The sequence below is a fragment of the Stieleria sp. JC731 genome, assembly GCF_020966635.1.
Lineage (GTDB): Bacteria > Planctomycetota > Planctomycetia > Pirellulales > Pirellulaceae > Stieleria.
In genome coordinates this window covers 324,419-341,453 of sequence record NZ_JAJKFQ010000001.1, presented here as the reverse complement: position 1 = coordinate 341,453, position 17,035 = coordinate 324,419, and the positions used below count along the sequence as shown (strand labels likewise).

At 54.4% G+C, this 17,035-nt stretch carries 12 protein-coding genes; 9 read left to right on the top strand and 3 right to left on the bottom strand.

Features of this window, described 5'->3' with window-relative positions:
* Positions 1-80: 80 nt before the first annotated feature.
* Positions 81-635, top strand: coding sequence for a DUF3299 domain-containing protein (locus LOC67_RS01125; protein ID WP_230260568.1), 555 nt, complete (start codon positions 81-83; stop codon positions 633-635).
* 37 nt (positions 636-672) lie between these two features.
* Here LOC67_RS01125 and LOC67_RS01120 read toward each other — a convergent pair whose 3' ends face one another.
* The 3 genes from LOC67_RS01120 to LOC67_RS01110 all read right to left on the bottom strand — a co-directional run bounded on the left by LOC67_RS01120 (position 673) and on the right by LOC67_RS01110 (position 4,711).
* Positions 673-1,158 (bottom strand): hypothetical protein, encoded by a 486-nt coding sequence (locus LOC67_RS01120; RefSeq protein WP_230260566.1) that lies wholly within the window; start codon positions 1,156-1,158, stop codon positions 673-675.
* Between the two features lie 119 nt (positions 1,159-1,277).
* Entirely contained in the window at positions 1,278-2,789 is a 1,512-nt protein-coding gene (locus LOC67_RS01115; RefSeq protein WP_230260564.1) for a sodium:solute symporter family transporter, read from the bottom strand.
* Between the two features lie 137 nt (positions 2,790-2,926).
* Positions 2,927-4,711: an SLC13 family permease gene (locus LOC67_RS01110; protein WP_230260562.1), complete on the bottom strand. Its 1,785-nt coding sequence runs from the start codon at positions 4,709-4,711 to the stop codon at positions 2,927-2,929.
* A gap of 227 nt (positions 4,712-4,938) precedes the next feature.
* Between LOC67_RS01110 and LOC67_RS01105 the strand changes: the two genes are divergently transcribed.
* The 8 genes from LOC67_RS01105 (at position 4,939) to LOC67_RS01070 (ending at position 16,972) form a co-directional block, all read left to right on the top strand.
* Complete coding sequence (locus tag LOC67_RS01105; RefSeq protein WP_230260560.1) at positions 4,939-5,664, top strand: sensor histidine kinase; 726 nt, start codon at positions 4,939-4,941, stop codon at positions 5,662-5,664.
* A gap of 354 nt (positions 5,665-6,018) precedes the next feature.
* Entirely contained in the window at positions 6,019-7,215 is a 1,197-nt protein-coding gene (locus tag LOC67_RS01100; protein ID WP_230260558.1) for an efflux RND transporter periplasmic adaptor subunit, read from the top strand.
* A gap of 182 nt (positions 7,216-7,397) precedes the next feature.
* The gene (locus LOC67_RS01095) at positions 7,398-10,880 is read left to right on the top strand and encodes an FtsX-like permease family protein (protein WP_230260557.1); all 3,483 of its coding nucleotides are present in this window, start codon (positions 7,398-7,400) and stop codon (positions 10,878-10,880) included.
* Positions 10,877-11,614 (top strand): biotin/lipoate A/B protein ligase family protein, encoded by a 738-nt coding sequence (locus LOC67_RS01090; protein WP_230260556.1) that lies wholly within the window; start codon positions 10,877-10,879, stop codon positions 11,612-11,614. Before LOC67_RS01095 ends, LOC67_RS01090 begins: the two co-directional genes overlap by 4 nt.
* A 402-nt stretch (positions 11,615-12,016) precedes the next feature.
* Positions 12,017-13,840, top strand: coding sequence for an efflux RND transporter periplasmic adaptor subunit (locus LOC67_RS01085; RefSeq protein WP_230260555.1), 1,824 nt, complete (start codon positions 12,017-12,019; stop codon positions 13,838-13,840).
* 5 nt (positions 13,841-13,845) lie between these two features.
* Positions 13,846-14,673: an ABC transporter ATP-binding protein gene (locus tag LOC67_RS01080; protein ID WP_230260554.1), complete on the top strand. Its 828-nt coding sequence runs from the start codon at positions 13,846-13,848 to the stop codon at positions 14,671-14,673.
* On the top strand, positions 14,673-16,004 hold the full coding sequence (locus LOC67_RS01075; protein WP_230260553.1) for an ABC transporter permease: 1,332 nt from the start codon (positions 14,673-14,675) through the stop codon (positions 16,002-16,004). Before LOC67_RS01080 ends, LOC67_RS01075 begins: the two co-directional genes overlap by 1 nt.
* Positions 16,005-16,189: 185 nt before the next feature.
* Positions 16,190-16,972 carry a DUF1080 domain-containing protein gene (locus LOC67_RS01070; protein ID WP_230260552.1) on the top strand — a complete coding sequence of 261 codons (783 nt, stop codon included), beginning with the start codon at positions 16,190-16,192 and terminating at the stop codon, positions 16,970-16,972.
* The last annotated feature ends 63 nt before the right edge of the window (positions 16,973-17,035 follow it).

The window sequence follows — 17,035 nt, the reverse complement described above, 5'->3', positions numbered from 1 at the left end:
CGTTTGAGGGACGGCATCTGGCTGGGCTATGATGATAATACATCGCCTACCCTTTGATCCTCCCAACGAACGCGATAACGATGAAACAGCGCCCTGCCCTTTTGTGGTCCACACTTTTGGCCGCGCTATCGATGGCATCGCCATCCCTGCCATTTGCGCCAACCGCCGCGTTCGCTCAGGAAAAACAGGAAGTCCCGCTTCGCCAAAGCAGTGAAGCGCAGCTGGCCAAAGGCGAGATCAACTTCGATGATCTCAAGTTTGACATCGAAAAAGACGCCGCATTTGATTCCGAAATGTGGACCAAAAGGCTTAAACGCCTCGACAAGAAGAACGTCAAACTGCGGGGCTACATCTTGCCCCAAAGCGTCTTTCAACAAGAAGGCATCAAGCAATTCGTACTCGTCCGCGATAACCGCGAATGCTGCTTTGGTCCGGGCGCTGCTCTTTATGATTGCGTTTGGGTAAAGATGGCCGATGGCCACTCCGCTGATTTTTCGACCCGCCCGGTCACCGTCGAAGGCAAGTTTTTCCTCGACGATGAATCATTCAAGTACCCCGGCGGCAAAGGACCACCAAACGCTCCCAACGCGACTCACATGGCTGTCTTTCGTATCGAAGGCGTCAACGTTGACTGACATAGCCATTGCTGCGGCTCCGACAACCATCGGCCGTTTACCACAGCATCAACGGAGAAATCCGTTCGGCGCCTTCGGCTAGCAGCAACCAACTGCCCCGTGGCATGGAATCTTCAAAGCGGCGTCGCATTTCGTTGACCTGCCCTGGCCAACAGTAAACGTAGACCACTTCCGCAGGGACGTGCAGTTCAAGATAGCTGCCGGTGACAACCTTTGCGTCCAAACCGTGCTTGGCTAACAGCACCTCGGAACGACTGGCAAGCTCTGACTCGATTTCAATCCCGGTTGCCGCTAGGCCAAGGAGTGAAGCCATGCCGATCCCAATTCCGATACCGCTTCCCCACTCACAATAGCGGCGTCCTTTGATGGTTCGCAAATAGCTGTAAAGTACATACGGATTGCTAGGGATATAGTCAAAGCAATCGACCTTCTTTGCTTCCGCAGTCGCATCGTCAATCCACTGAACGACGGACTTGGGCACGGGCCCAAGTTCTGGATCGATCGTTATTGGCTCTAAATTCATCGAGGCGATTTGGAGTGATTCATTGAAGCGTGAAAGTTGAAAGGATGCTTATCGCGGGCAACGACAAACCTTCGTAATGAGAGAAGTCGTCATCTTTAGAAGCCCTTTATTGCGAGATTCTATTCTGTTTTGCCCGTCGAAGTGGCCTGATCACCGGTGCCCGTTAATGCTTCACTGACAAGGGCAACCAAGTACGTTGTGCTGGCACCAATCGTTGCCAAATAGGTCCAAGCAACCATGGCTTCACCGGCTGCATTTTTCAACCAGAAGCTCAGCCAAACCAAAATCGCTGTTGCCACACTAGCACCAACTAACACGCTGCGTTGACTGATCCCTGGCCGGAACACTCCCAGTCCGAAGACCCCTAGCAACAGACCTGCCGAAAACCCCGCGATCTTCAACGCACTCGTCACCACGGTCGAATCCCACTGACTCGCCCAAATCGCGATCAACATTTGAAGACATCCAAAACCAACTGTCATCAGACGCGTTGTTTTAAGAACCTGCCCAGACTTCGGAGTGGGCAAATTCCATTTGGATCGCAGCGGAAAGTAAAAGTCATTTAACAGCGCAGACGATGACGCACTAAGCGAACTCGAAAGGGTGCTCATCGCGGCTGCTAAAATTGCAGCCAACATCAACCCGATCAGTCCGACATTTTGCGGAAAGTGATTGACGATGAAATACGCAAACACCTTGTCAGCAGCCTCCGGTGCAACCGAATGGGATTGATCAAAGAACGCAGCCAAGGCGACACCAATCCACAGAAACAACGCGAATTGTGCCATCACGACAAACGCGCTAAGCACGACCGCGCGTCCGGCATCACGTTCACTGCGAGCCCCCAAATACCGCTGAACCATGATCTGGTCTGTACCATGCGTCCCGATCGTTAGAACGGCACCTCCTAAGACGCCGCCCCAAACGTTCAATGGCTCGGACAAATCAAACTGAAGATCAAAGATCACCATCCGTCCCGATTCGTTCGCAAAGTGCGTGATCGCTGCGAAGCCACCCGGAACAAGATCGACCAAGATAAAGACGGCGGCGACTCCGCCGATCATATAGATCACAAACTGCACACAGTCATTCCAAACCACCGAACGCAGCCCGCCAATCGTCGTGTACAGGATTGTGACAATTCCCATCACGAACACACTTGCGCCGAGTGACCAGCCAAGCAGTGCCTGCAGAACAACTGCGGCAAGGTACAGTCGCAGCCCGTCACCAATGTTTCGCGTCAGAAGGAACAACAGCGATGCTGCCGTTTTAATTAGCTTGCCAAGTCGCTCATCTAAAATCTGATAGGCAGTCAGCAACTGACCTTGGAAATACAGTGGCAGCAGGTACTTCACCACCACAACACGCCCAATCACCAATCCAAAGGTGAATTGCAACCAGCGAAATCCAGCCCCCGAATACGCATCACCAGGAAGGCTAAGTACCGTCGCGGTGCTCGTCTCGGTAGCAACGATCGACCCGAGAATGGCCCACCAAGGCAAACTACGACCGCCGACAAGATACGATTCTGCGTCTTTGTTTTTTCGACCCGACCAAACGCCGATCGCTAACGAAATCAGCATTACGCCGACCAAGACGATCAGGTCCAAGCTGCCAAGCTGAGTTAACATCCCAATTCCAAGAGAAACCTTGTTCGGATCAATCAAGGTATCATCGTAGCGGAACCAGCCTGAGCGGTTGTGATTGTCACGCTGCTTGCGGTGTCAAATGCAAACCGAAAATCGCGATCGACAGGAATCGAGGGCAGCTAGAACGGAAACTGCCACGGGATCATGACCATTGCGATACCGAAGACGATCAGCGATAACGGAAATCCGAAACGCAGATAGTCCGACACCCGATAGCCACCGACGGTGTAAACCATCAGATTGGTTTGGTACCCGAACGGTGTTAGGAAACTTGCCGAAGCGGCGATCATTACGGCGATAACAAATGGCATCTCATTGACCCCCAACGTGCTGGCAGCACCAAGGGCGACCGACAACATGATCAAAGCCGCCGCCGTGTTGGTGATCAACTCGGTGCACAACATCGTCATCAGGTAAACGAGCGCCAGCGTTGCATAGTCGTTCCCTTGTGCAAGACCGATCACGCCGCGTGCGATGATTTCCGCAGCCCCACTTGTCTCCAGTGATTTCCCGATCCCGATAGTGGATCCAATGACGATCAAGATCGGCCAGTCAACCGCGCGGCGAGCTTCATTCGCGGTGCAGCATCGAAAACCGATCATCGCAAGTGCGGCGACCAGCGAGGCGGTCAAAATGGACACAAACGTTGATGCCGCGGCCAGCACCATGACAACCATGACGACGATCGCAAACCAAGCACGATCGTGACGACGGACCGCTTCGTCGCCGACGGCGCTCACCAAGAAAAAGTCGCGCAGTTCTTTTGCACGGTGAATGAACGATGGCGACGCCTCCAACAACAAGACATCGCCCGTCTCCAAACGCACGTCTCCAATCTTGCCTTCTAACCGACGATCACCGCGAGCCACAGCAACCACCGCGGCGTTGTAATTACTTCGAAAACGACCTTCACGAATCGTTTTCCCCAACAAGCTACAACGCGAACTGACCACCGCTTCGACAAGCGTCCGACGCCACGCGGGAACTTCCAGCTTTCGTCCTTGGTCGTCGGGAGTCAACAATCCGCGGATCTTTCTTAGATCAACGACTGAATCCAACGCCCCAACCAAAATCAATGCGTCATCGCCACGCAAACGTTCATTCGGTTTTGCCGCGATGACGTCATCACCACGTTGAATTTCAGCGACATACAGCCCAGACAGATTTCGCAGCCCTGCCTCTTCAATCGTCTTTCCGACGAGTGGACCGGACGCATCGACCAACATTTCGACGGTGTATTTCTTGGGATCGTCACCGACACTGACAGCGGCCTTTCTGTCTGGCAAAAGTCGCTCGGCAAATAACACCATGTAAATCACTCCCGCGATCGCGGCGGGGACGCCAACGACAGCGGGCGCAAAGAATGTGATTTGGTCCCCTCCACGAACAACGAACTCGTCGCGGACAATCAAATTCGTACTTGTTCCCATCACCGTGCACATACCGCCGATGATCGCGGCGTACGAAAGCGGCAACAGCAACCGGCTTGATCCGACCCCCAACCGCTTCGATGTGTCATCCACGATCGGAATCAACGCGGCGACAACGGGCGTATTATTCAGAAACCCACTCAGTGCGGCGACCGGCGCGAGGATCCGCACTTGAGCACCGCGCAGGCTTTTCGCGCGATCTAAATACCACCCCGTCGCCAGTTTGGTCGCCCCGGTCATTTCGAGACCGGCAACAACAGCGAACAACAGCCCGATGGCGATCAAACCTTTGTTGCCAAACCCTGCCACGGCCTCAGAGGGGGTCGGCAAACCGTTCGTCCCGGTGACATCCTGCACAACAACCACAAGGCCCAAAAACGACAACGCCAAGATGTCGGTCGAAGCGATTTTCAAGGCCAAACTGCCGAGTAAACCGGCGGCGACCAAGAGCGAAAAAACGGCGGGCCATTCCATTCGTTGTTAAATGGTTCAAATTGTTGTGGAGACGCAAACAAGAGGGGACAGGTTTCTTGCAGGGCAAACGATAGTCCCTATGAGCGGTTTCGGTCAGTCAGGCTCGCGTTTTTTCGTACGAATGGCCGACAAAAGGGTGCCACGTATCTGAATTGGGCGTTCTCGCTACAATTTCACATTGACGATGCACCTAAGTTCGCCCAAACGCGACGATTGTTTCTTTGGCCATGACCAGCAACGACAAACCCTCACCGATCGACGAACTACGCGCCCAATACGAAGAGCTCGCAGAACTTTCGGGCTCACTAGCGCATGAGATCAAAAACCCGCTGTCGGTCATTCATATGAATATCGACCTGCTAAGCGAAGACTTGGCAGATTGGAACTCACCAGAAGCTCGCCGCCCACTCGAAAGGGCAAAAATCATTCGTGAGCAATGTGTCCGGATGCAGGGTTTGCTGCGTGACTTTTTGCGATACGCGCGGCTTCGCGACATCGACTTGGTTTCTGGATCGCTGAATGACCAGCTGGAAACGGTTCTGAATGCCTACAGCGCCGAAGCGTCCCAGCGAGGCGTCGAAATCGTTCGGTTCTTGGATAACGACCTTCCGTCAATCGCGTTGCACAGCGATTCGCTGCAAGCCGCGTTGATGAATCTGGTCAAAAATGCATTGGAAGCCACCGATCGGGGCGGAAAAATTTGGGTCCGAACCTACACGACCAAATCGGGCGTCGCGATGGACTTGATCGACAACGGTCGAGGCATCGACGGCAACACGATCATGCATATGTTCGAGCCGTTCTACACAACCAAAGAGGGCGGCAGCGGCCTCGGGCTACCGACGGCTCGCAAAATCATCGAAGCCCACTCCGGCCGCATGAGCTTGGAAAGTGATGTCGGCCGTGGAACCAAATTTACTCTCGAATTTCCAGCACTCCGGCGAATCATCTAGCAACACTTCAATTGCGATTCGGCGAACCACGACTGCGGATTCTTTGCCATAGCACGTCGAACGTTCGCCCGCCCCCTCTTTGATCCATCGCAGTGGGTCAAACGGCATCGTCTGTGCATCCAGCAGACATCCGCGATGCCTACGACCGGCATAACCGGAACATCACCAACGCTCGGCACGATCACACCGTCTGGACTCACTTGCCAGATTTAAAGTTGCAAATAGGCTACGAACTCCCTCGTCGCCAATTTTCGTGAGCTACAGCGTCAGCTTTACGCATCAGCCATCTTGGACATTCATCTGATGCGGCATTTTCAGCGGCGGCCGAGTAAACCAAAGTGGTGTGGAATTCAAATGAAGCCTCAACGGTCCCATCGTCGCCTTCGATCATTCGTTCGAGATCACTTGCTGGCCTTGGGCATGCTTGTGCTCGCCGCAATGCTAACCGCGTTCCTAGTTGATGCATCATCGGCCCAAGACGGCGTCGCCACGCAAGACGCACCACAGGAACAGTCGGATGCTGATCCGCTCGCACTGAAAAGTGACACCACGGATTCGGAAACACCTGAAGCGGCCACAGCCAGTGCTAACTCAGACGGTACCGATTCAGACGGTGCTAGTTCAGAAATGGCAAACGATGAGGCTCCTCCGATGCCGACCGATCTGGAGCCGACTTCGGCATCAGACAAACCATCCGAAGAATCAGAACCGTCTCCTGCTCCCCAGCAAACGCCACCGGCCGGTCCCTTTTCAGGTGCGCACACGACTTTGATCCAAGACATCAAGATCGCCTCGCCGATTTCAGGAATCGTTCAATCCGTTGAAATCAAACCAGGGCAAGCGATCACCAAAGGCACCCTGCTGGTGCGTCTTGACGATCAACTCGCAAAACAGGAAATGGCTGCATCCAAAGCTGCACTGAAGAAAACAATTTTAGCTAGTAGCAGTGAATCAACTCGGCGTGCCGCGCAGCAGGAATTGGAACTCCGAAACTTAGAACTTCATCAGGCGGAACTCGCCAACGAATCTTATGCGGGCGTCGTCAGTGATTTGGAAATCCGCAAGTTAAAGATGCAGGTTCAGAAAGCTGCGTATGCGCTCGACCAAGCCGAACAAGTTGACAAACTTGCCCATGCAACAACGCTTGAAATGGAAGCTCAGCTAAAGCTTTCCGAAAGTAAGCTACAACGGCACTTCATCAGCTCGATCGCCGACGGAACCGTGATTGACTTGAACGTGCAAGCTGGTGAATGGGTTCAGAGCGGACAACCAATCGCACGGGTCATCTCGCTTGATCCGATCCGTGTGGTTTGTGAAGTCGATGGCTCACGAAGCGCAGAAGATTGGCTCGGACGAAAGGTTGTCTTTGTTCAAGACACGAACCATGAAGCCGAGGACAAATCGCTTCCGCCCCGATCGATTTCTGGTGAGATTACGTTTGTGTCACCAGAATCCAATCCAGTTTCAGGAAAAGTTCAGGCCTGGGCCACGATGCAGAATCCCAACGGATTGATGCGATCGGGTGTCCCAGGGCGATTGCGGCTTGAATAGATTGCCGGACTTCGTCTGCATTTCGATGTGACTTAACCTGGTATCTCGGATCAATCGATGAAAAGCCAGTCACAGCGGAGCTTTTATCCGAACCGGCATCAATCCCGCCGCTCGAAGACCAATGGACAGATTGCTAAACTGAAACGAGCCCGACTTGTTTCCTCGCAAATCAATCCGATCCATTGTCAAACCGACCAATCACATCCTGGTCTGTCATCGCCGCAGGCGTTCGACAAAATTGGCGCACCACCATTTCAGTGGCATTGGGTGTTGCGATCGCCACATCGGTGATTGTCGGGGCTCTGCTTGTCGGCGATTCCATGCGAGGCAGCTTGCGTGAACTGACAGTCGAGCGGTTAGGCAAAATCGATAGCGTGATCGCACCGGGCGGATTCTTCAGCGTCGACTCGATCGCTGAACGGGTAGGACAAAGCCCGGACGCAATCGCGGCAGTTCTGATGTTTGACCAGGCCGTCATCGAAGCATCCAGCGGTGAAGACCTGCGACGCTCCGGTTCGATCCAAGTGATCGGCTGTGACGACGCGTTTTGGCACCTTGATTCCTCGGGGATCACTCCGGAAACGACGCTCGATGAGCAATCGGTCATCCTCACAGAATCACTGGCGACAGAATTGGGCGTCAAAGTTGGTGATCAGGTGACCGTTCGACTGCCCGTCGAACAAGCGGTACCGGCAGACAGCCCGCTGGGACGAAAGGACGTTCAAACGGAAGGCATTCCGCGTCTGACCGTGGCTGAGATTCTTCAGGACAAAGGACTGGCAAGGTTCTCTCTTGCGGCATCGCAAGCGGCACCCAAGAACGTTTTCCTTTCACGCAAACTTGTCGCCTCGGTACTAGATCGAGACGGGCAAGCCAACATCCTGCTAAGTTCCCAGCCGATCGACGCCGCAAAGGTCCGTCCGACGCTACAGGACCTTGGCCTAAAGCTGGAACACGTCGTCGATTCATTCGAAGACCAGACAGTATTCGAGTACTTCAGCGTGACAAGCGATCGTCTTTTGATCAGTGACGCTGCTGTCGAAGCGATCACCCAAGCCTTGCCTGCTGATCAAGTGACTCCGGTTCTGACTTACCTGGCAAACGAAATCAAAAAAACAACTGGCGAAATTGCCAACAATCCAGACGCGTCAAATGACGATGATTCGGTTCGGGTGACCTACAGCACCATCGCGGCTGTCGACCCATCGAAACAGTTGCCGCTGTCTTATGGCGATTCGAATTCGGGTGAACTCGATACCAACGACACGGTACCAATCATCGTCAATTCGTGGCTCGCCGAACGCCTGAATTTGAAAATCGGCGACACGCTGGCCATCGATTACTTTGAACCGGAAATCAAGAACGGCAAGGAAGTCGAACGAACCTTCAATGCGGCGGTCGTCAACGTTGTACCGCTTACCGAACCGGACCGGCCTTATCGCCGTCGTCGCAAAGCAGAGTATTCCCAAGAACCGACCCGCTATAACGATCCCAACCTCACACCAACGGTCCCCGGTGTAACCGATCAAGATTCGATGAGTGATTGGGATACCCCATTCGAATTAACGCGTGACGTTCCTCAAGAAGACGACCAGTATTGGAAAAACCATCGCCTGACTCCCAAGGCTTTTATTCCTCTTGCCGCTGGTCGAACGCTGTTCTCAAGTCGATTTGGCCATACAACCGGGCTAATCATCGCCGCAAACGCGGTGAGTAGCGAAGACGAACTACGATCCAAAATACTGGCCTCGACATCGGACATCCTTCCCGCACTCGGTTGGCAACCTCGCTCCATCCGTGGCGCCCAGCTTTCCGCTTCGAAAGGCACCACGCCGTTTGATGGGTTGTTCCTTTCACTTAGCATGTTTGTGATTTTTTCGGCGGTGATGCTGATCGCAATGCTATTCCGCTTGGGGCTCGTCACGCGCAGCGGCGAACTGGGAACGTTGCTTGCTGTCGGGCTTCGCAAACAGCAGGTTCGCCGGCTGTACCTTGGCGAAGGCTTGTTGATTTCGATATTGGGCGTGGTTGTCGGAATCGCCGGTGGGGTTGGCTATGCCGCTGGTGTGCTCGCCGCCCTACGCAGTTTCTGGGTTGGCGCCGTGACGGTTCCATTCCTGACATTTCATGCGTCAGCATTAAGCCTGTTCATCGGCAGTGCGGCGGGATTGTTCTGCGGCTTAGCAGCCTTGTGGTTCACAACGCGATCGATGCTTAATAATGACGCTGTCGACTTGATTCGTGGCAAAGGCGAACTGGACGAAATCGACACGACGACAATGCTGCGATGGCCTAGCTACACTGCTGCCGGACTTGCGATCGCGGCCTTGGGTGCCGGAGGATTTGGTGCTGCCAGCGGCGGGCAAACGGCAGCAGGTGGGTTCGTGGGCGGCGGCATGATGCTGCTGATCGCAATGCTCGTTTTCGTCTATGGTCAATTTCGACGCGGCGGACACCGTTCCGATTCGGGACACGGTTACAGCCTATCAATGTTGGCCCGTCGCAACTCTGTCCGGGCGCCGCTGCGAAGCACATTGACGATCGGACTGATCGCAACGGCTTCGTTTTTGATTGTCGCGATCAATGCATTTCGGCTGACCCCTAGCGATGAAGGCACCGGTGGATTTCAGTTACTCGCCGAATCCGCGCAGCCTGTTTATCAAGACCTCGCTGACCCTTCAGTTCAGTCTGGCTTAATGGGCGCCGAAGCAGACCAGCTGTCAGACGCAACGATCGTGTCGTTCCGTGTTCGACGTGGCCAAGATGCCAGCTGCAACAATCTTTACCGAGCGACCGAACCGACCGTCTATGGCGTCCCGGCGTCGGCGGCCGAACCGCTAAACCAATTTCGTTTTTTCGCGTCGGCTGCGACGGATAGCGAATCACCATGGTCGCTACTGGACACATCGGCACAGGGAACAGAAGAGGATCCCATCCCGTTGATCCTTGACCAAAACACAGCGATGTGGAGCCTGCAGATGATGGCTGGCATCGGTGAAGTTAAATCGTTCACCTATGAAAACGATACGATCTTTTTCAAAGTCGTCGGACTGTTGGAAAACTCGTTGCTGCAAGGTCGACTGATGATCGGTGAAGCAAACTTCCAGCGACAGTTTTCCGAAATCAGCGGCTACCGGTTCTTTCTGATCAACGTCGCCGACAATAAGGCAGCCGAAGACAAAGTCCGAGCAATCACAAAGACCTTTGAAACCCGCCTTGGTGATGTCGGCTTCGACGTTTCGGACACACGCGAAGTGCTGGCAGGAATGATGGCCGTCCAAAACACCTACCTTCGAACCTTTCAAAGCCTTGGCGGCCTGGGGTTACTGCTGGGAACTATCGGTCTGGCGATCGCTCAAGTACGTAACCTGCTGCAACGTCGAAGCGAATTGGCGGTGATGAGGGCGATCGGATTCACCCGAACTCGGCTCGCATCGATGGTCGTCGGCGAAACGGCAACCCTGTTAGCGATGGGCATCGGATGCGGGGTGGCTTGTGCGATCTTGGCAGTACTGCCCTATGCTTGGTCGCAAGGCACCTCACCACCGATCATTGAACCGCTCGCCCTGGTGTTGGGTATTTTTGTGTTTGGGCTATTGGCTGGCCTGATCGCCGCTGTGCAGGTTTCACGGATGCGACTGCTCGATTCCTTGAGGGGATCGTGAAACGAATCGTTATCAAACCGGCCGAGGAAGCGAAGCTTTCACTCCCGACCTATCAACTCGCAATCGACGAGGCCTCCCTGGTCGCGGCCGAAGCGGGTGAACTCGGTCCCAGCTTTCGAACTTGGGAATTGAATTCGCCGACCGTTATTTTAGGGCGGTCTTCGAAAATCAACCTAGAAACCGATCGCGAATTCTGTCGCCAAGAAGGCATCGGGATATTCCGTCGCTGCAGCGGTGGTGCATCCATCGTCGCCGGACCAGGATGCATGATGTACAGCGTCGTCCTATCACTGGACGAACATCCCCAGGCGGCGAAGATCGACCAGGCACACCAGATTGTGATGTCGCGTGTGCACGCTGCGGTCGCCCGCCAACTTGCGGACGTCTCACTTCAGGGAACATGTGATCTTACGTTCGGCGATCGAAAATTTTCCGGGAACGCTTTGCGAGTTGGCAGGCGTCACCTGTTGTATCACGGCACAATTTTATACGCCGCCGACGTCGCGTTACTTCAACGATGCTTGGAATTCGCCCCCCGCCAACCGGACTACCGAGCAGGCAGAAACCACGGTGCCTTTGTGACAAACGTTGCGATCGATCCGGCACAATTGGATGCCGACCTAGCAAAGGAGTTTGAGGTCGTGGGCGAAGTTGACGCGGACCAATTGAGCACCACCATCGATCGCCTGGTGTCCGAACGCTACGGTGAAGTCGCTTGGCACGAGCGTCATTAGGCGCAGCTACGCTTGTTATGCAAACCGCCAAAGACAGGGACTTTGCGTTTGCGTATCCTTCACCCGAAGGGATCCGCCAAAGACGTTGCGGCGGCAGATTGAATCAAATCTTGTCCACTTTGGTTGATTCGTGCCCCGCCGCCGAACATCCTGCCGCAGGTCGCTGATCAGCAATTCTGGTCGTAGGGCCGGATTGATGGAAAACTGCGATGGTGACGGCAAGTTTGTGGAATCCCACGTGATTAGCTGACTAAACTGCTGTCGAAAACTCAATGTTTCGACGAATCAGCATGAAATGGCGAAACAAAATGGGTACAGCGCTGTTTTAAACTGTTAGCGCCCCAATAGCATCACACCCCCGCAAAACGCCCTCCCCCCCTCCACATGATCGGTGGAAATTCCATGCACAGAATCTCGCGTCTGGACCGCCCCGCGAAATTACCCAAACGCCGTGGTGGTGCCGCAGGTGCCCTGATCGCGTTTCTAGTTGTCATCTGCGTTATCGGAGCGATCGGATATGCGCTTCTTTCAGACAAAAACAATGGGGTCAAGGTTGGCACCCTGATCACCCAGCCAGTCACGCGTGGTCCGTTTGACCATATCGTGCTCGAACAGGGCGAAATCGAAAGCAGCAGCAACATCGAAGTCACTTGCAAAGTCAAATCGCAAAGTGGCGGTGGTGTTTCGATTCTGTGGGTTGTTGAAGAAGGGGCCCGTGTCCAAGAAGGCGACAAATTGGTCGAGTTGGATTCGTCGGCTTTGGAACAAAAGCTGAACGAAGACAAAATCGGCGTGATCACGGCAGAAGCCAACGTCACGACGGCAAAAGCGCTTGTCGAACAATCAAAGATCGCCCGACAGGAGTACCTCGAAGGCGTCTACATGACCGAAGAAAGCGCCTTGAAAAGCGAAATCCTGATCGCCGAACAAGACCTGGTTAAAGCCCAAAAGGCACTCGAAAGCAGCCAGCGATTGGCTGCGAAAGGTTTGATCAAGTCCCTGCAGTTGGAAGCAGACCGGTTCGCGGTTGCCAATGCCAGAAACCAACTGGAATCTGCTCAAGGTCGACTGAAGGTTTTGCAAAACCTGACCAAGAAAAAAATGCTGGTTCAATTCGACAGTGACATCGAAGCGGCACAGGCACAGCTATCTGCTTACGAGAGTGAATTGCTGGAAGAGAAAACCCAGTACGAAGACACTCAAACCCAAATCAAAAACTGCCTCATCACCGCGCCCGCAGCAGGGGTCGTTGTGCACGCCAACCGCTACAGCAGCCGTGGTGGTAATGCGGAATTTGTCGTCGAAGCGGGTGCAACCGTTCGCGAACGACAAGAGCTGATCTATCTGCCCGATCCGTCGAAGATGCAGGTCAAATGCAAGATCAACGAATCGCGAATTACGCTGATCTCGGAAGGGATGGCAGCGAAGATCACTGTCGACGCGATTCCAGGACTTTCGCTCAAAGGGCGTGTTGCGAAGGTAAACCGATACGCCGAACCGAGTAGCTTCTTCAGCTCGTCGATCAAAGAATACGCAATCACGATCGACATCATTAATCCGCCCGAAACCATTCGGACCGGTATGACCGCCGGTGTGCAGATCTTTGTGGAGCAACTCGACAACGCAATCCAGATGCCTATCCAAGGCTTGTACGAACACGGCGGAAAGATGTATGCCATGGTTCAAGAAGGCCCGCAAAAGTTCCGTACACAAGTGGTCAAGATCGGCGCTACCAATGACACCATGGTGACCATCCAAGATGGCGTCGAAGAGGCCGAAACCGTTGTCCTTAACTTGCGTGAGCATCTCTCGCTTATGGACCTTCCCGAAGTTATCGCCGAAGACAATAGCGAGATGCGTGAGATCGCTGACGTCGAAGAAGCCGATAAGCGACGCGGAGGCCGTCCCGGTCCTGGCGGCGGCAACCCCGATGGCCGAGGCCCAGGTGGACCTGGCGGACAGGGTGGACCACGCGGTCCTGGTGCTGGTGGCGGAGGCGGGTTCAACGGACCTCCCGGTGGCGGTGCACCTCCTAACCCGGCCGCTATGGTTCAGCGCATGATGGAACGCAACGACACCAATGGTGACGGCAGCATCTCCGCAGACGAGATGAGCCAGATCAACGAAAACTTTCGCGCACGCATTCAATCGGCTGATACCGACGGCGATGGCTCCGTATCGCGTGCGGAGTTAACAAAGATGATGAGCCAAGGTGCAGGAGGCTGATCCCGATGTCGACTACTGATGCCTATCGATCCGCCGAATCCGATCCCGGATCGCAAACAACCGCGACCAACCCGAAACGCCTCGCGACTTCGATTCGCAAGCTGCAAAAGCACTATGTGCTCAAAAGCGAAACCGTTAAAGCGCTGCGTGGTGTTTCGTTTGATGTCCCCGAAGGTGATTACGTCGCCATCATGGGGCCTTCGGGTAGCGGCAAAAGTACTTTGCTAAACCTGCTCGGCTGCTTGGACAAACCGACCAGCGGATCGCTAATGCTCGGTGAAGACGACATCGCGACGATGACCGACGATGAACTCGCCCAAATTCGCTCCGAACGGATCGGGTTTGTCTTTCAGTCGTATAACTTGATTCAGCAATTGAGCGTTGTCGAAAACATCCAGGTGCCGCTCTATTACCAAGGCATCATCGGACCGAAAGAACGCGAACGTTCGATTCAATTGGCCAGCCAAGTCGGCTTGGCCGATCGTCTTGACCACCGCCCATCACAGCTATCCGGTGGACAGCAGCAACGTGTCGCGATCGCACGATCACTTGTCAATGATCCCTACTTTGTCCTTGCCGACGAACCGACAGGTAACCTGGATTCGGTCACGACAGACGAAATCCTAGGGCTATTCGACAAGCTGAACGATGAAGGCCGGACAATCATTCTGGTCACACACGAAGATGACGTCGCGGCTCGTGCAAAACGTGTTGTACGTTTGAAAGACGGAAAATTACACCGTGATGAGGTCAACGACCCGGCCTCACGCGTCGCCGCACGCGAAGCACAACGCAAGGTCGTCGAACAACTCCTGCGAGAGGCGGACCGGTAATGTTGTGGATTCGTACCCTTCGTCTGGGAGTCAAAAGTCTAGCGCTACACCCGTTGCGCAGTGGCTTGACCATGCTCGGTATTTTGATCGGGGTCTGGGCAGTCATCCTGCTAACCGCGATCAGCCAAGGTGCGAGTGATCAAGTTCAAAAACAAATTGAATCACTCGGTGCTAACACGATCATCGTTCGCAGCCAAAAACCGCCAGAAGAAAAACTGGCCGGGGCTCGCGCCAGCCAATACGGATTGCTCCGTAGCGATTTGGAATTGATCCTCGCCACCGTTCCTACGGTTAAGACCGCGATTCCGATTCGCGAAATCCGTCGCCAATTCACCTACCGCGACCGAGTTGTCGATGGTCGCTTGGTGGGATGCACGCCCGGATACGCCGATGTCAACGCGTTGAGCATCCGCAGTCATGGCGGCCGGTTCTTGACCGATGCCGACGGGATGCGCAGTGACACCGTTTGCGTGATTTCCGCCGGCGTTGCCGAGCGACTGTTTCCTTATGAAGAGCCCCTTGGAAAGCGGCTCTACATTCCCGAAAGCGAAGACTACTACAAAATCGTCGGCGTCCTGGAAGCCCGAAACCCTTCCGCCGCAATCGGTGGTTCTCTCGATTCACAGGACTTTTCATCGGACATCTATATCCCGATGCAAACGCTGCGTCGGCGAATTGGTGACACGATCATGACCCGCCGCAGTGGTCAGTTCCAAGTCGAAATCATGGAGCTAAATCAGATCACATTGCAAGTCGAGTCGGTTGACGAAGTTCGCTCAAGCGCCGCGATGATCGAATCGTTGCTCGAACGCAACCACAAAGACATCGGTGACACTGCGGTTGTCGTACCACTAGAGTTGCTCGAACAGGCTCGCAACCTGCGGATGATGTTCCTTGGTATCGGCGTTCTGATCGCGTGCATTTCGTTGATCGTCGGCGGCATCGGTATCATGAACATCATGCTCGCGAGTGTGACCGAACGAACACGAGAAATTGGTATCCGCCGGGCATTGGGTGCAAAACGTGCGGACATCGTGCGACAGTTCTTGGTCGAAACTCTGGTGCTAAGCGTCTGCGGTGCCGCGTGCGGTATCCTGCTCGGCTTCCTTGGCCCGGCGATGTATCAGGGCCTGATTTATATCGTCCGCGAGGGATTCCCAGATAAATTCGCTGCCCTTCCCGATGCGATCCGAGAGGCCAAACCGACGATCGTTTACGAGACGATTCCGTTGGCCGTTGTCATCGCTGTCGCGGTCGGTCTTGTTAGCGGGCTCTATCCGGCGATTCGAGCCGCTCGAATGAATCCAATCGACGCACTTCGACACGAATAGGCCAATCGGGTAAACCCATTTGTGACTTCCGCGTTGGGCGATCATAATGGTCGCCCATTCGCATTTCGGTGCGAATGCACAGCTAGTTCATAGCGACACGTCACAGTCACTTCGTCAGGGCCTACCGCACCGCTTCGGTACTCGGGTCCGGACGGAAATCTCTCCCGCCAAGCCTACTGATCGTCATGCGTTACTGCACCTTCGCCATCGTGGCAGTTCTGTCAATTGCCACGACTTGCCCCGCACAAGAATACCTCAACGGAATCACTTGGCAGCAACCGCCAATCGTCGAACCGGGTGAGACCGCCGCGTCGCCTCCATCGGATGCGGTCGTTCTGTTCGGCGGTGAAGACCTGTCTCAGTGGAACGGTGCGGACAACTGGACCGTCAAAGACGGCGCGATGGTCGCAGGAAAAGGCACCTTGGTGTCGAAGGAAAAATTCGGTGATTGCCAAGTCCACATCGAATGGACTGCTCCCAACCCACCGGTCGGCAGCGGACAGGGGCGAGGAAACAGCGGGTTGTTCTTAAACGATCGCTACGAAATCCAAATTCTTGACTCCTATCAAAACGACACCTATTTCGATGGACAAGCTGGCGCGATCTACAAGCAAACGCCACCGATGGCGAATGCGATGCGAGCGCCCGGTCAATGGAACACCTACGATGTGATTTGGACCGCACCACGATTTGAAGACGACGGCTCGCTAAAGTCACCTGCGTACATCACCGCCATCCACAACGGTGTGGTCATCCTTAACCACTTCGAACTCAAAGGCGACACCCCGTACAATCGCCCGCCGGCATACACCCAGCACGAAGTTAAAGGATCGATCCGCATCCAGGACCATAACAATCCCGTCCGCTTCCGTAACATCTGGGTGCGTGAACTGACTCCGGTAAAAGGCGAGCAAACTCGCAAACCATTCTTGCGTGACGGTAAAAAAGAAACACCGATCGAAGACTAATCTTCCAACGGCGTTTCTTATCGGACCGCGACGCGGCGATTCAAATTCGATTGGCATCGAACA

What these genes read in the sequence shown, in the direction of transcription:
- LOC67_RS01115 (WP_230260564.1), bottom strand. Translation starts at nt 2,789, where the DNA reads ATGTTAACTCAGCTTGGCAGCTTGGACCTGATCGTCTTGGTCGGCGTA.
- LOC67_RS01070 (WP_230260552.1), top strand. Translation starts at nt 16,190, where the DNA reads ATGCGTTACTGCACCTTCGCCATCGTGGCAGTTCTGTCAATTGCCACG.
- LOC67_RS01085 (WP_230260555.1), top strand. Translation starts at nt 12,017, where the DNA reads ATGCACAGAATCTCGCGTCTGGACCGCCCCGCGAAATTACCCAAACGC.
- LOC67_RS01100 (WP_230260558.1), top strand. Translation starts at nt 6,019, where the DNA reads ATGAAGCCTCAACGGTCCCATCGTCGCCTTCGATCATTCGTTCGAGAT.
- LOC67_RS01125 (WP_230260568.1), top strand. Translation starts at nt 81, where the DNA reads ATGAAACAGCGCCCTGCCCTTTTGTGGTCCACACTTTTGGCCGCGCTA.
- LOC67_RS01110 (WP_230260562.1), bottom strand. Translation starts at nt 4,711, where the DNA reads ATGGAATGGCCCGCCGTTTTTTCGCTCTTGGTCGCCGCCGGTTTACTC.
- LOC67_RS01105 (WP_230260560.1), top strand. Translation starts at nt 4,939, where the DNA reads ATGACCAGCAACGACAAACCCTCACCGATCGACGAACTACGCGCCCAA.
- LOC67_RS01080 (WP_230260554.1), top strand. Translation starts at nt 13,846, where the DNA reads ATGTCGACTACTGATGCCTATCGATCCGCCGAATCCGATCCCGGATCG.
- LOC67_RS01120 (WP_230260566.1), bottom strand. Translation starts at nt 1,158, where the DNA reads ATGAATTTAGAGCCAATAACGATCGATCCAGAACTTGGGCCCGTGCCC.
- LOC67_RS01075 (WP_230260553.1), top strand. Translation starts at nt 14,673, where the DNA reads ATGTTGTGGATTCGTACCCTTCGTCTGGGAGTCAAAAGTCTAGCGCTA.